This window comes from Pseudoalteromonas galatheae, assembly GCF_005886105.2.
In the GTDB taxonomy this organism is placed as follows: Bacteria; Pseudomonadota; Gammaproteobacteria; order Enterobacterales; family Alteromonadaceae; genus Pseudoalteromonas; species Pseudoalteromonas galatheae.
This window is the reverse complement of record NZ_PNCO02000001.1, coordinates 2250484-2264890: the sequence shown is the minus strand read 5'-3', so window position 1 is coordinate 2264890 and position 14407 is coordinate 2250484. Positions and strand designations below refer to the sequence as shown.

At 42.6% G+C, this 14407-nt stretch carries 12 protein-coding genes; 8 read left to right on the top strand and 4 right to left on the bottom strand.

Features of this window, described 5'->3' with window-relative positions; translation table 11 throughout:
• Positions 1–821: 821 nt before the first annotated feature.
• Together CWC29_RS09925 and CWC29_RS09920 are read left to right on the top strand one after the other, a co-directional pair.
• A complete protein-coding gene (locus CWC29_RS09925; protein WP_138524284.1) occupies positions 822–1832 on the top strand; it encodes a ribonuclease T2 family protein in 1011 nt (336 codons plus the stop codon).
• Between the two features lie 504 nt (positions 1833–2336).
• A complete protein-coding gene (locus CWC29_RS09920) occupies positions 2337–3023 on the top strand; it encodes a hypothetical protein (RefSeq protein ID WP_138524286.1) in 687 nt (228 codons plus the stop codon).
• 197 nt (positions 3024–3220) lie between these two features.
• On the opposite strand, the gene CWC29_RS09915 is transcribed toward CWC29_RS09920, so the two are convergent.
• On the bottom strand, positions 3221–3844 hold the full coding sequence (locus CWC29_RS09915) for a DsbA family protein (protein WP_138524288.1): 624 nt from the start codon (positions 3842–3844) through the stop codon (positions 3221–3223).
• A complete protein-coding gene (locus CWC29_RS09910) occupies positions 3838–4704 on the bottom strand; it encodes an MBL fold metallo-hydrolase (protein ID WP_138524289.1) in 867 nt (288 codons plus the stop codon). The genes CWC29_RS09915 and CWC29_RS09910 overlap by 7 nt, the downstream gene beginning before the upstream one ends.
• A 106-nt stretch (positions 4705–4810) precedes the next feature.
• Between CWC29_RS09910 and CWC29_RS09905 the strand changes: the two genes are divergently transcribed.
• From CWC29_RS09905 to CWC29_RS09895, 3 genes are all read left to right on the top strand, one after another.
• Positions 4811–5698 (top strand): LysR family transcriptional regulator, encoded by an 888-nt coding sequence (locus tag CWC29_RS09905; RefSeq protein WP_138524291.1) that lies wholly within the window; start codon positions 4811–4813, stop codon positions 5696–5698.
• 362 nt (positions 5699–6060) lie between these two features.
• On the top strand, positions 6061–6747 hold the full coding sequence (locus CWC29_RS09900; RefSeq protein WP_138524293.1) for a DUF3592 domain-containing protein: 687 nt from the start codon (positions 6061–6063) through the stop codon (positions 6745–6747).
• 127 nt (positions 6748–6874) lie between these two features.
• Positions 6875–7450: a rhomboid family intramembrane serine protease gene (locus CWC29_RS09895; protein ID WP_138524295.1), complete on the top strand. Its 576-nt coding sequence runs from the start codon at positions 6875–6877 to the stop codon at positions 7448–7450.
• Positions 7451–7500: 50 nt separating this feature from the next.
• On the opposite strand, the gene CWC29_RS09890 is transcribed toward CWC29_RS09895, so the two are convergent.
• On the bottom strand, positions 7501–9576 hold the full coding sequence (locus CWC29_RS09890) for a M13 family metallopeptidase (RefSeq protein WP_138524297.1): 2076 nt from the start codon (positions 9574–9576) through the stop codon (positions 7501–7503).
• Positions 9577–9846: 270 nt separating this feature from the next.
• On the opposite strand from CWC29_RS09890, the gene recR reads away from it, so the two are divergent.
• Positions 9847–10446, top strand: a complete 600-nt coding sequence (gene recR, locus CWC29_RS09885; RefSeq protein ID WP_010606421.1) for a recombination mediator RecR — start codon at positions 9847–9849, stop codon at positions 10444–10446.
• 163 nt (positions 10447–10609) lie between these two features.
• Positions 10610–12523, top strand: a complete 1914-nt coding sequence (htpG, locus tag CWC29_RS09880) for a molecular chaperone HtpG (protein ID WP_010606422.1) — start codon at positions 10610–10612, stop codon at positions 12521–12523.
• 95 nt (positions 12524–12618) lie between these two features.
• Here the strand turns inward: htpG and tpx are convergent, their stop codons facing one another.
• A complete protein-coding gene (gene tpx / locus CWC29_RS09875; RefSeq protein ID WP_138524299.1) occupies positions 12619–13200 on the bottom strand; it encodes a thiol peroxidase in 582 nt (193 codons plus the stop codon).
• Between the two features lie 201 nt (positions 13201–13401).
• On the opposite strand from tpx, the gene CWC29_RS09870 reads away from it, so the two are divergent.
• The gene (locus tag CWC29_RS09870) at positions 13402–14406 is read left to right on the top strand and encodes a response regulator (RefSeq protein ID WP_128726507.1); all 1005 of its coding nucleotides are present in this window, start codon (positions 13402–13404) and stop codon (positions 14404–14406) included.
• Position 14407 lies beyond the last annotated feature (1 nt).

Genomic DNA, 14407 nt, shown 5'->3' with positions numbered 1-14407 from the left:
TAGTTAGCTAATTTGTGTGACCTACTAATCCTGTCGTTCACTCCTTGAACAGAGAATTTTAAATAATTTTTAAAACTAATGTTTAGGCAAAGCACTCAAGGTTTTGGCATGAGGAGGGCTGTGGTCAAGTCGTGCCTTTTGCTACTACTTTGCTGAGTCAGAGAAAAGTAAACTGGAATGGCTGCCCACGGAAATTACTCTATTTTTTAAGGAGTTATTTTTCCAAAAGGCAAAAGCCAAGATCTGACCTTAGTTGCTTCTCAAGCCCTATGGATCGGATATTTTGGTGAGTTGTTATTAACCTGTGTTAGTCCCCCTGAAATTACATGTTCAACAATCATTTCATTTCCTTATAGTTGTAATCCGCTGCTTGGAGTCCATCGCTCGATTGCAGATTAAAAATTTTTACCACATACCGCTATAAAAGGTCAGGGGGCACGGAGCTCTTTGCTACCTATCTAAAGCCGGATTTAATAAAAAGTTATGGTGTCATTGAATAACTGTAATGAGTTGTAATTCTTTTATCTCAGTCGGTTTGCAATCTTTTGTAATTAAAAGCTTATTTAATGTAAATTTATTGGTTTTGAGATTGTGCTCAATCTCAGCTCTAGCTTTTATTACCTCCATTCTGGAGGTTGTAAGCAATTTTGAGCCCTCGTCACTAAATAAATCTAGAAATCTCTTATTGCTAAGGAAATGACAAATACTTTCACTACTTTATAACCGCGCAAACTTGAGAACAGCGCGCAATACCATCCGAAATTAAGGCACTAGGCGACCAACCCAAAGCCGCAGAATGAATATAAATGAGAGCTACTTAAATGAAAATGATGATTATATCCACCGCATTGGCCTTAGGGCTAACATCACTTTATGCCGCAGCTACCCCTGCCAAAGGGAGTTTTATCGCAAGCCAGTCATGTGATATGTACCAGTCTAAGCGTAAAGGAACCAACCCGGGTTCACTTGAATCAACTCCAGGAGAAACGTACCCCATTATTGAAGTTGATGCCCAAGAGGCGCAACAAGTAAATTGGGTAAGAGTAAAGACTACATATAACCCTTCACCTGATCGCTGGGTGTCGGCCAGTTGTGGAGATTTAAGTGATTTAGTCGTGGATAGCCGAGGAGGGGGGCGTCAAGACGGTGATCCACAGTGTCATTACCCAGGTATTTTTGACTCTCATGTCTTGGCTATTAGTTGGCAACCAGCATTTTGTGAGTTTACTGGTCGCAATAAGCCTGAGTGTAAGTCATTGACACCAAAGCGCTGGGATGCGTCTCATTTTACCTTGCATGGTTACTGGCCTAACAAAAAGTCATGTGGGAGAAACTACGGTAGCTGTGGCCGAGTGAAAACCAAGCCCGCTACATTCTGTGAATATCCTGCACTGGATTTAGCAGCTGATGTGAGAGCGAGATTAGGCAAGGTGATGCCAAGTGAAGCCAGCGGTACTTGTTTGCAACGACACGAGTGGTGGAAACATGGCACTTGCTCTGGATTAAGTGAGGACAGTTACTTTACGTTGGCGATGAATTTATTGCAGCAGGTGAATGAGTCGAGCTTTGTGAGTGATTATATTGATCAGAACATTGGCAAGCAAACTGACCGGAGTGCCTTTCAAGCCGCGTTCGATAAAGAATTTGGTGAAGGCAGTTATCACCGCGTAGCGCTGCAATGTAAACAAGGTATTTTAACTGAGCTACAAATTGCATTACCTAAAGACGTTACTAGCACAGATACAATGAAAGATTTACTGTCTGCGCCTAGCGTAGTTGGTAACGGTCAGGGGAATTGCCCTGATACTTTTGGAATTGACGCTGTAAACTAAGCGGCTCATTGCACATGTAACCTTGCACATCAAGGTTACATGGTTGCTCCCTTCTTAACTAGGCAAGCGAACTATTTTAGCAAGTTGCAAAACCGAGTAAATGAACGTTTTCTTGTAAAAATTTATATTTCAAGATCTTATAAACCATTCGTGGCTTTTATTTTTAGCACTCATGTGTTTCTGGTTACGACAATTTCTTCAGCTTTCTATGTCTAAAAACTGTTAATTAAGGCTAATTAGCAACGAGCCGCAAGGGGTAAGCTTGGCAAGAATCATAACCCTTACAGTCCTATTTCCTCTATTAAAATTTATATAAAAGTAAAATCAGCAATAGACCAATACAAAAGAAGAAAAAAGAAGTAAGTAAAATACCTGCATGTCTTATGCAGTATTTTAGTCTTTTAAAAGCGGTTACAAATGTTGTTTTCTTTTATCCTTGAGAAAATCAGCACAAATGTTAATGTTTTCTACATTAGGTATTTACCACTATCAAGGACTGAAACAGTGAACATCAATTCACCACTAGTTAATTCGCAGGTCAATTTAGCCAGTAACTTAACCGCTAAAAAGGAGGCTAAGGCGCATAGCATCGAACCTCAAGCACCAGAGAAGGAGATGAACGCTGCGGCATTGTCAGCCGAAAATACGCCAGTATTAACTGAAGAAGAAATCCAAAAATTAAAACAAGAAACTTTTGAGATTAGCAAACAGAATTATAAAGTGATGGAAGAGACACAAGAGGCGTTTGCAACCACCTTAAGCGAGTTTGAAAAATTTAAAAAAGAACAAATTAGCTTAAATCCAGGAATTGATTTGAGTTCTTTAGATTTATCGCAAGAGGAAGATGGCACACTAAAGCTCGTTGGTGGAAGTGTAGACGATAAATTGCGTGAGGATCTTGAGTCTATAATTAACGAAAACAATAAGCTAAAAAATGCCTATGAACAGGTACATGAAGGACTTGCACAAATTGTTCGATTCTCTGGTGCAGATCGGCAAGGCATCGAAGCAAAGGACCTTTATGGCAATATTAGGTTGAATGAGTTAAGTAAAAGCTTCGAAAACCAATTCCATGATACGGGCTTTGGTCAGGATTATCATACACTTGAGGAAAAAGTGAATAGCCACCCAATGCTGTTTGCAATGAAAATGAACGAGGCAATATATCCTAGAATTAACATAAATGTGTAATTGAGTATCGAATAGGTTGGGTAAGTCTAACCGTTTGCACAACGCTCAGTGTTAAGCATGAATGTCAGGCCTTACCCCATCAAAATTGTTATCTTGCTTGCTTAAATGTATCTAATTGCGGAGAAAATAAAGTTCAGACTGTTTTTACTCGCTGGCAGGGTGGGTGTTTTTCTATCCATCAACCCCAAAGCTTGTAACTACTGTATATAGTCATCAATCAACTGGCGCCAAGCATCGGGCTTACCGTAATAGGCAGTATGCGGAAGCTTTATCTGTTTCTCATGCTTTTCAAGGATAAGGGTTGGGAAGCCAGTAACTTGAAGCTTTTGCATTAATAGGCGGCTTTGCGCGATTTTTGTTTGCTCAGTACCTTGGTTTGCCAGCATAGCTCGTTGCCAGTGGTTTTTATCTAGCCCAAGCTCTACCGCGAGTCCTTCTATGACTTCAGCTCGGTTAACCTGTTTGCCCTCTATATAGTGGGCATGCTGAATCGTTTTAAGCATGTTAAGTGGCGTTATGTCCAATTGCTCAGCGGTTATGATGGCACGAGCGGTGATGTATGAGTCAAGGATCATCGGATCGTTACTCTTCACCCTTTGAATGTAACCTTTGCCAAACTGCGCGCCTGTTACGCTGGCTATACGCGCATCACTTGTGAGAATGTGATTGCGGAACACTTTCTCTATAGATTGGTTGGCAATCATCCCTCCAGGATGCAATTCAAGCTTGAGGTCACTGTTGGCTGCAATCGCATCCAACAGTGCAGTCGCACCGTAACACCAGCCACACATGGGGTCGAAGAAGTAGTGCACTTTTACCATTTCATCTCTCCCATATGTACCTTAGCACCAATACCCAACGCCATAGGTAATCCTGCATCAGGGTAGCGTGCAGACATACTATCAATCAGCTCAGCGCTATTTTTACTGCTGCTTTTTGCCTGACTAAAGTCGCTTAAATACTGCTGCGAGTAGCTTATGGTACTTGAATCAAGTTTGGTGCCTGCTTTCATGTGACCAGGTATTACAACCTCTGGCTTGAGTGCTTTTAACTCTTTTAATTGGCGACTCCACGCTTGTTGACTGCGTTGGGATTGTGTATCAGCCATCCATAAGTGCACATTACCATAGACTGCAACATTGCCCAAAACCGCTTTACTTGACGGGATCCATAAGTAGGGGCGGTGTGCCAGCTCAGATTGCGTGCCGTGGATCTCTATTTTGTGCCCATCAACAAAGAGTGTATTTCCTTCTACAACTGTTGGGATGTATGGCTTAACAGGTGCATTTTCCCCCATTTTTGGTGTCCAGAATGCTAATTTACCCGCGAGTTTTTCTTCAATCACTGCTTTTACGGCCGCTGTGGTTAGGATCTTAGCTTCTGGGAACAAAGTGTGTAGTACTTCCGCGCCAAAATAATAGTCCGGATCAGCTTGGCTGATAAAAATCGTTTTTAGGGTTTTGCCGCTGTCGAGCACTTTGGCAGCTATGCGTAGTGCATCCGCTTTGGTAAAACCCGTATCTACGACCATCACTTCACTCTCACCAATCACTAGCGTTGAGTTAACGTGGAAGCTGTTTTTGTCAGCGTTATAAACATCCAGTGTAAGTGGGGCGGTGTTTGCTGCAATCGCATTGCTTGCTAATAAAATTGATGCTGCTATCAACGTTAGGTGTTTCATATTCTTTTGCCTCTTTAGGTTTAGTACGGAGCAGATGATATGAAATTGATAGGTTCAGAAAAACATGCCAAACTAAACATCATTGTTTCATAAATCGAGCAAATATATGGATAGACTCATCGCTGCTAAGGTATTTGCCGACGTTGCAATCACGGGTAGCTTTACCGCGACGGCTGACAGGCTAGATATGTCTCGCCCTATGGTAACTCGGTACATTGAAGCAATGGAAAGCTGGCTAAACATTCGTTTGTTGCACCGCACCACAAGAAAGGTGTCTTTAACGACAGCAGGGGAGTCCTGCTTGGAAGAAGTGAGACAGTGGCTAAGGCAAGCCGACACCATAACCGGCCTGGCGGATACCAGCGGCAAACTGTCTGGTACGGTTCGACTAGCAACCAGTATGTCTTTTGGCTTTTCTCAACTCGTGCCCGCTATTCAACAGTTTATGTCAGCACATCCTGACGTAAATATTGACATTGATTTGCAAGACTCTGTGGCCGATCTCACTGAGAGTCAGATAGATCTTGCTATTCGTATTGCCTCTGCACCGGACCCTTCTTTGATTGGTAAATCAATTGCAGTATGTAGCTCAGTTATCGTGGCGTCCCCACAGTACCTTGCGAATGCAAGTGAAATCAAAAAACCAGATGACCTAGCTGAGCACTTGTGTCTCGGGTATAAGAACTTTCAGCAGCATATCTGGCATTTGCGCAAAGGTAACTCACAGCAGTCGGTAGCGGTAAACTGCCGTTTAACTGCGAACGAGGCGACCGCGTTATTGCATGCAGCGTTAAATGGTGCTGGTCTGGCAATTCAACCCACTTATTTGGTTAACCGCTACATCAAATCTGGTGAGCTTAAGCAGGTACTACCTGATTGGAAGCCAAACGATATGAATATATACGTGCTCTATTCTTCGAGAAAGTATATGTCTCCAACCGTGAGGGCATTGATAGATTATTTGTCTCTCTATTTTGCCCGTACGCCATGGTGAGATTTTATTGGTTATCTTGGATTAAATAATTATATGAGCGGATAGCAATGCTGTTGAAACCGCAATGGGTGTTAGGTTTAAGTTTTATTTGTATCACCGAAAACGTTGTCAAAGACACTTGTATTTGATGATAAAAAACGGTCTAATAGGCCGCAAAAGATACGATGTTTGGTCAGGGAATGAGCATCGCCGTAACGATATAACTTGTAAATCAATCCAAGTGAAGTCGCTTGCTTCAATCTATTCTCGCCACGTAAATAACATCTACCCTCTAGGTCAAACTAGTTTAGTCTGATCCAAAAACGTGTTGTGCATGCTATGCATATATGATTTACAAACATTCAAGCAAAAAGGAATTGCTCATGATAGTCAAATATATCTTCACTCTAATAGGGGCCGCACTGTTAATCGGGTCACTTGTAATGTACAACAGTACACAAGACTTTCTAGACCGTGCAGTTATTACCGAAGGCACAGTGATAGACCTTATTCGTTCCCAGTCTGAAGACTCGGATACCTATACTCCGTTCGTTAAATTCCGCACTAAAAATGGCGAAATAGTGGAGTTTGTGTCCTCTACCGGGGGCGGCCCGAACAGTTACTCAATAGGAGAGGTTGTTAGTGTCGCTTATCTAGAAGATTCAATCGATAAAGCTGAAATTAACGATACGTTCTCGCTATGGGGCGGGGTTATGATTTTGGCAGGAATGGGCTCCGTATTTTTTCTTATTGGACTTTCAATTATCTTATTTGGCGCGTCAAAAAATAAGAAAGTGAAGTATCTAAAAGAAAAAGGAACACCTGTGGTGGCTAAGTTTCAGCGTGTTGAAGTTAACCGCAGAATAGAGTTTAACGGCAAAAATCCTTACCAAATTTGTGCACAATGGAGAAACCCCGCAACATCGCAATTGCATATTTTTAATAGTGATAATATATGGTTTGATCCAAGCAACCACATAGACCGAGAAGAGATAACGGTGTTAATTGAAGAAGGAAACCCGAGCAAATACCATGTGGATATTTCATTTCTCCCAAAGGTCGCATCTTAATCCTATGAAAGCTGACGGATCGTAACTACAAACTAAGTATTTAAAGTTCACTGGGGCTGAGTTTGCAAATCTATTCGAAATAGCGCTTAATAAGGCGCTATTTTTTTATCTGTTATAAGGAAGTAATATGAGTAAGCGAGCGCTACTCTTCCCTGACAATTTTAAGCTGGTTTTGTACGCCATGGTGGTGATGTGCCTCGTACAGGTGTTAGGTGGTATTTTTGGTTTACCAGTTTATCGATTTGGAATTGTACCGCACAATGTCGATCATTTAAGTGGGGTATTAACTGCACCTTTTATACATGGCAGCTGGGGACATTTGCTGAGTAATTTGCTCGGCTTAAGTATTAGCGGTTATTTGGCAGCGAGATTACCGAGGTTCAAGCGAGCAACGCTCTTTATTGTAGTTGCTACGGGGCTTTTGGTGTGGCTATTTGCTGGGCACGCTAATCACATTGGTGCGTCAGGTATTGTGATGGGGTATTTTGGTTTACTGCTTGGGGCTGCACTTTTTAATCGCGATGTGCTTGGCATCGTTAGTTTTATGGCGCTGTTGGTCTTGACTTACTATGCCAATATTAGCTTTTTAGCGACGCTACTTGATTTTTCTGCACAGACGAGTAGTTCAAGTCATATTTTTGGGTTTTTGAGCGGATTGTGCGGTGCATACCTAACCAAGCAAAAGCGTATTACGCGACGTTAAAACAGCATAACCTGCCAGTGACGGCAGGTTATGCTCTGGGATTTAAGTTACTACCAGATACGAACGCGCTCTTCTGGTGCAAGGTAAAGTTTGTCGCCCGGTTTTACGTCAAACGCTTTGTACCATGCATCATGGTTGCGAGGCGCAAGGGCTCTAAATTGACCCGGTGCGTGTGTACCTGCGCGCAGCTGGTTTAGCATACTTTGCTCAGTACGCTTTTCTTTCCATACTTGTGCCCAAGCAAGGAAGAAACGTTGGTCGCCTGTCAGGCCATCAATCACAGGTGCTTCTTTGCCGTTTAGACTCAGTTTATAGGCATGGTAAGCCATCGCAAGGCCACCCACATCACCGATGTTTTCACCAAGGCTGTTACGACCATTTACAAAGTTACCTTCAATAGGCTCATATTTGTTGTATTGTGCTGCGAGCTTGTCTGCTTTTTCTTCGAAAGCAGCGCGATCGGCATCGGTCCACCAGTTACGCTGAATACCCTTGGCATCTGATTTAGAACCTTGGTCGTCAAAGCCGTGGCCCATTTCATGGCCTATCACCGCGCCAATACCGCCGTAGTTTACTGCAGGATCTGCATTTGGGTCGAAGAATGGCGGTTGTAAAATTGCCGCTGGGAAAACGATTTCATTAAACGAGCTGTTGTAGTAAGCGTTAACGCGTTGTGGTGTCATGCCCCAGCGGTTACGATCGGTTTTTTCAAGCTCTTTAGCGATGCTATCATTACGGAAAAACTCACGTAGGCTTTTCACATTCGTCATTAAGTTATCACGGCTTAAGGTTAACCCATCAAATGATTGCCAGTTGTCAGGGTAGCCAATCTTAGGCGTAAATGCGGCAAGTTTTGCCTGAGCATTTACTTTCGTTTCTTCGCCCATCCAGTCTAAGCTTTCAATCCTTTCACCAAGGGCGGTGCGTAGATTTTCAACCAATTCTGACATTTGTTTTTTAGAAGACTCAGGGAAGTAACGGGCAACGTAAACCTTACCAATTGCAAAGCCAAGCGAAGTAGTACCAGACATTTCGCTGATTGCGCGTTTCCAACGAGCGCGCGGCTCTTGCTGACCACTTAAATGCTTGCCATAAAATTCAAAGTTAGTATTGAAGATATCTTCAGACAGCAGCGATGCGTTGCCGCTAATGGCATGATAGGTTAGGTAGTCTTTCCAAACGGCCAAGTCTTCAGAGTTGATAAGTGCAATCATCGCTTTAATCGGCTCAGGCTGAGAGATATTTAGTTGAGGTACTTTATAGCCCGTTTCAGTAAAATATAGATCCCAATTAAAGCCTGGGTACTGTGTTGCTAGCTCGTCACGTTTGACTTGATTTAATGTGAGGTCGCGGTTTCTGCGTTTTTCACGTGGCCAATGGCCCTCAGCAATTTTGGTTTCTAGGGCTAGAATGGCTTCTGCGCGCTCAGTCGGCTTGTCTTTACCCGCAAATTTAAGCATATCTGCAATATGTGCAACGTATGCTTCGCGAGTTTTAACAAAACGTTCAGCTTGTTCTAAATAGTAAGAGCGGTCTGGTAGTCCAAGTCCGCCAGCACCCATCGACATCTCATATTTATTTGGATCTAGACGGTTAAACCACATACCGCCACCGATCGGCGCTTTTACGCCAGTTAACCAAGATTGACCAAATGCTTTGGTGAGACCGTCAGTGTTACTAATGGCGTCAATGTCAGCGAGTAGTGGTTGAATAGGTGTAATACCCAGCTTATTTAGGGTTTCCACATCCATATAAGCATTGTAAAAATCGGCGATCAGCTGCTCTTCGGCATTTAGATTTTTACCGTTAGCTATTTCTTCGATAATGGTTTTTACTTGTTCTTCGCTGCGTTCAGCAAGTGCTGAGAATGCACCAAAACGCGTTTTGTCTGCTGGCATTTCGTAGTTTTTGTACCAAGTGCCGCTGGCGTACATAAAGAAATCATCGCCAGGTTTTACACTTTCGTCACGTGCACTGAGGTCAACACCAAAACTACCAAGTTCTGCCTTACCTGTAGCTACTGCCACATTTTCTGCTTGTTTGGTTTCACTTGTTGTTACTTGTGGCTCAGAGCAAGCCGTCAGCATGATGGCTGTAAGCGCACTTGCTATTATCGTTTTTTTCATTATGTAGTCTCTACCTAGTTCGAGAAGTGGGCCCGACAGTTGTCTTATTGTACTTACTATCGGGAATTTAACTATTGTCGAGTGAATACGCTTTTGCTGCAAGCATTTGAGTCGAATTGTTGGGAAATTCACGAAGAATGTGCTTTCAAAAGGAAAAATGTATAGCAGAGAGTGAAATAGGATCAGGCTTTAAATCAATAGCAATATCCCTTATCATTTCGGCATTATTATCAGTGCTGTTGTACTGTATTGACCACAAGAAACGAATTTATGCAATTATCACCAAGTTTAACGGCGCTTATTGAAGCGCTGCGTTGTTTACCTGGCATTGGGCCTAAGTCTGCGCAGCGTATTGCCTTTCATTTATTAGAGCGAGACAGAGAGGGTGGCAGTCAACTAGGGCAGAGCCTGACTCATGCGATGCAAGCTATTGGTCACTGTTCAAGCTGCCGAACATTTAGTGAAGTTGAGGTGTGTGATATTTGTCAAAGTATCAAGCGCCAAGACACAGGACTGCTTTGCGTAGTTGAATCACCAACGGACGTATTGGCGATAGAGCAAACAGGGCAATTTAACGGCTTATATTTTGTGCTGATGGGACATTTATCACCTTTGGATGGCATTGGTCCCAATGAAATTGGCCTTGATGTTCTTGAGCGTAAACTAAGTGCTGGCAATATTAACGAAGTTATCTTAGCGACCAACCCAACGGTAGAAGGTGAGGCAACGGCGCATTATATTTCCGAGTTATGTCACAAATATCAAGTTGAAGCGTCTCGTATTGCTCACGGTATGCCAGTTGGCGGTGAGTTAGATCTGGTAGACGGTATGACGCTGATGCATGCGTTTAGTGGGCGGAAGAAACTCTAATCTAGCTCTTGTTGTCAAAAGCCCTGATTTTTGATCGTTTAACCCAAAAAGCAGGGCGGCTTGTTAAAAATTTTGTTCAGTCTCTTGAAAGTTTTCTCTCCTCCCCCATATACCTAGCATATTGGTAAGAACACTGCATTAATTGCTTATATTGGAGAGAACAATGTCCGCAGCTCAAAAAGAAACATTAGGCTTTCAAACAGAAGTCAAACAATTACTAAACCTAATGATCCACTCTTTATACTCAAATAAAGAGATCTTTTTACGCGAGTTAGTATCTAACGCTTCAGACGCAGCTGACAAACTACGTTACCTAGCTTTGCAAAATGGCGATCTTTATGAAGGCGATGCAGAGCTACGTGTTCGCTTAAGCGTAAACAAAGATGCAAAAACCATCACCATTTCTGACAATGGTATTGGTATGACGCGTGACGAAGTGATCAGTTCACTTGGTACTATCGCAAAATCTGGTACAGCTGATTTCTTTAAAAACCTAACAGGCGACCAAGCAAAAGACTCGCAGCTGATTGGTCAATTCGGTGTTGGTTTCTATTCTGCATTCATTGTTGCTGATAAAGTAACGGTTCGTACGCGTAAAGCGGGTGAGTCAGAAGCAGTTGAATGGGAATCGCAAGGTGAAGGCGATTTCACAATTGCTGAAATTGAAAAAGCAGAGCGTGGTACAGAGATCACACTACATCTTCGTGAAGAGGAAAGTGAGTTCCTTGAAACTTACCGTCTTCGCGGTATTGTGACTAAATACTCGGATCACATTTCAATTCCTGTTGAACTTTATAAAGACCCAGTTCCTGAATCTGAAGGCCCAGATGGCGAGAAAATTGAAGCGCAACCTGGCGAGTGGGAAGCTATCAACAAAGCCACTGCACTTTGGACTCGCGATAAATCAGAGATCAGCGAAGAGGAATATAAAGAGTTTTATAAGCATGTTGGTCATGATTGGGAAGAGCCACTCACTTGGGCACACAATAAAGTAGAAGGTAAAACTGAATACACCAGCTTACTTTACATCCCTAAAAAGGCACCTTTCGATTTATATAATCGTGAACGTCAAGCTGGGCTTAAGCTTTATGTACAACGCGTATTTATTATGGATGACGCAGAGCAGTTTATGCCGAGCTACCTGCGCTTTGTTAAAGGCTTACTAGATTCTAACGATCTACCACTCAACGTATCTCGTGAGATCTTACAAGATAACAAGATCACTCAAGCTATTCGTAAAGGCTGTACGTCTCGCGTACTTAAAATGCTTGAGCGCATGGGCAAAAACAAACCAGAAGATTACCAAGCATTCTGGAATGAATTTGGTAATGTGATCAAAGAAGGTCCAGCTGAAGATTTCGCAAACAAAGATGCTATTGCGAAACTATTGCGCTTTAGCTCTACGCATACTGATGAGAAAACGCAAAATGTTTCTCTTGAGCAGTACATTGAGCGCATGAAAGAAGGCCAAGATAAGATTTACTATGTTGTGGCTGATAGCTTTGAAGCAGCAAAGAGCTCTCCGCATCTTGAAATCTTCCGTAAGAAAGGTATTGAAGTTCTGTTACTGTCAGATCGCGTTGACGAGTGGATGATGAGCCACCTCACTGAATTCAACGAGAAGCCACTTCAGTCAATCACGCGTGGTGATCTTGACTTAGGTGATATGGATGACGAAGAAACGAAGAAAGCGCACGAAGAAAGTGAGAAAGAAGTTGAAGGCTTAGTTGAGCGCGTGAAAACAGCACTTGGCGATAAAGTGAAAGAAGTACGCTTTACGCACCGCCTAACAGACTCTCCAGCGTGTGTGGTTGCAGACGATCATGACATGAGCTCGCAAATGCAAAAGCTAATGGAGCAGGTAGGTCAAGCCGTGCCCGAGTCTAAGCCGGTATTTGAGCTAAACCCAGAGCACCAATTGGTTAAGCATTTAAATAACGAGCAAGACGAAGACAAGTTTGGACAGTGGGCAGAAGTGCTACTAGACCAAGCAATGCTTGCAGAGCGTGGTAGCCTGAAAGATCCAGCAGGCTTTGTAAGTCGTCTTAACAAGCTAATGCTAGATCTACAAAAGTAAAATCAATTAAGTAAATTGGTATAACGAATTGAAAAAGCCGGTCATGGTTAAGTGACCGGCTTTTTTGTGTTTATCTACGAGCGCATAGAGATATATTATAGACGCTTCAGTGCGCCAACGACTTCTTTGTAGTCTGGCTCTTTTGCTAAGTTTTCTACCAGCTGCTTGTAAACAACCTTGTGTTCTTTATCTAATACAAAAATCGCTCGGCTAAGCAAGCCCATATCTTTAATCAACAAACCATAATTTTCACCGAAAGAATGCCACACGGCGTCTGATAGTGTTTTAACTTTGTCGATATTTTCAGCTTTACAGAAGCGTTTTTGCGCGAAAGGTAAGTCTGCACTGATAGTTAACATAGCGACATCTGGAAATTGACTCGCTACTTTTTCATTAAAGTGCTTTGTTTGTAGGCTGCAAGTGCCAGTGTCTAGGCTAGGTACAACGCTGATTAAAACGGCGCGATGCTCAAAATCTTTTAGTGAAACCGGAGTGAAATCGGCGTCGGCAACCTTAAAATCTGGGGCGGCTTGACCTTGCTTTACACCTTTTCCAAGTAGTACTACCGCTTTTCCGTCTGCTTTTACTTTACCTATATCCAGCGTATTCTCTGGTAAATCGTAAGCCACAGATACTGCGCTAAACAATCCACCCACCAAAACTAAAGTTTTCAGCATAATGTATTCCTTTTGAGGTTAACTTAATTGTTTCGAGTGTATTATACTGACAGTAACTAACCAAGCTTAAGTGACATTTAGATTGTAAATGTGGCGTTGTTTTACTACCATGTGTCGCAATTTTAAGCTTTTATCTCATAATTATAACTAAAACTTCCCGGCATCGTGCCGATACGCATGGGAAACAGAAAGAGAGCTTGTATGTCAACATTAGTCCTAATTTGTGACGATTCAAAACTTGCCCGTCGGCAGCTGGCGCGTTCACTGCCGGACGACTGGGATATTAAAGTAGAATTTGCAGAGAATGGACTCGATTGTATCAAGCAAATAAAAGCACTCTCTCCAGAGATTCTATTTCTCGACCTTAACATGCCACAAATGGATGGCTATGAAGTGCTGCAAGCCATTACTGAGCAGGGGTTGTCGGTACTTACCGTCGTTGTTTCCGGGGATATTCAGCCCAACGCACATCAACGAGTGATTGAGCTCGGCGCTATAGACTTTATTCGAAAGCCTTGCGATGCAGCTAAGCTTGCTGAAATTATCGAACATCATGGGATAAAAGATAAAGCTATTCGAGAAAGCTTAGTTCATAAACTTGGTGAGCAGCTAGACCCAGAGATCCGTGATATCTATCAAGAACTTACCAACGTAGCTATGGGACAAGCCGGCGATTTGCTGGCACGGTTACTCAACGTATTTGTCGAATTACCCATTCCAAACGTTAACGTACTCGAAGTCAACGAGTTACATATGGCACTGCAAGCCATTGATGCTAGTGCAACTACGTCGGGTGTTTGCCAAGGTTTTATTGGCGGTGGTGTTTCTGGAGAGGCGTTGCTCTTACTCAATGACTCAAGTTTTAAAGAAATCGCGTCTTTGATGAATTATCATGGCGAACTTAATACCAAGGTTGAGCTTGAGCTATTAATGGATATTAGCAATATCTTGATCGGTGCAATATTAACAGGGCTATCACGGCAGCTTGATATGTCGTTTAGCCAAGGTCACCCAGTTGTGCTTGGTCAGCATTGCGATGTTGCAGAGCTTGTGAAAGCTAACAAGGCGAGATGGCAAAGAACACTCGCGATTGAGATTAGCTATGGCATAGAGCATCACAACATTAATTGTGACCTTATGCTGTTATTCACGGAAGACTCGCTTAAAACCTTAAAATATAAAGTAGCCTATTTATTGGATGATTAAC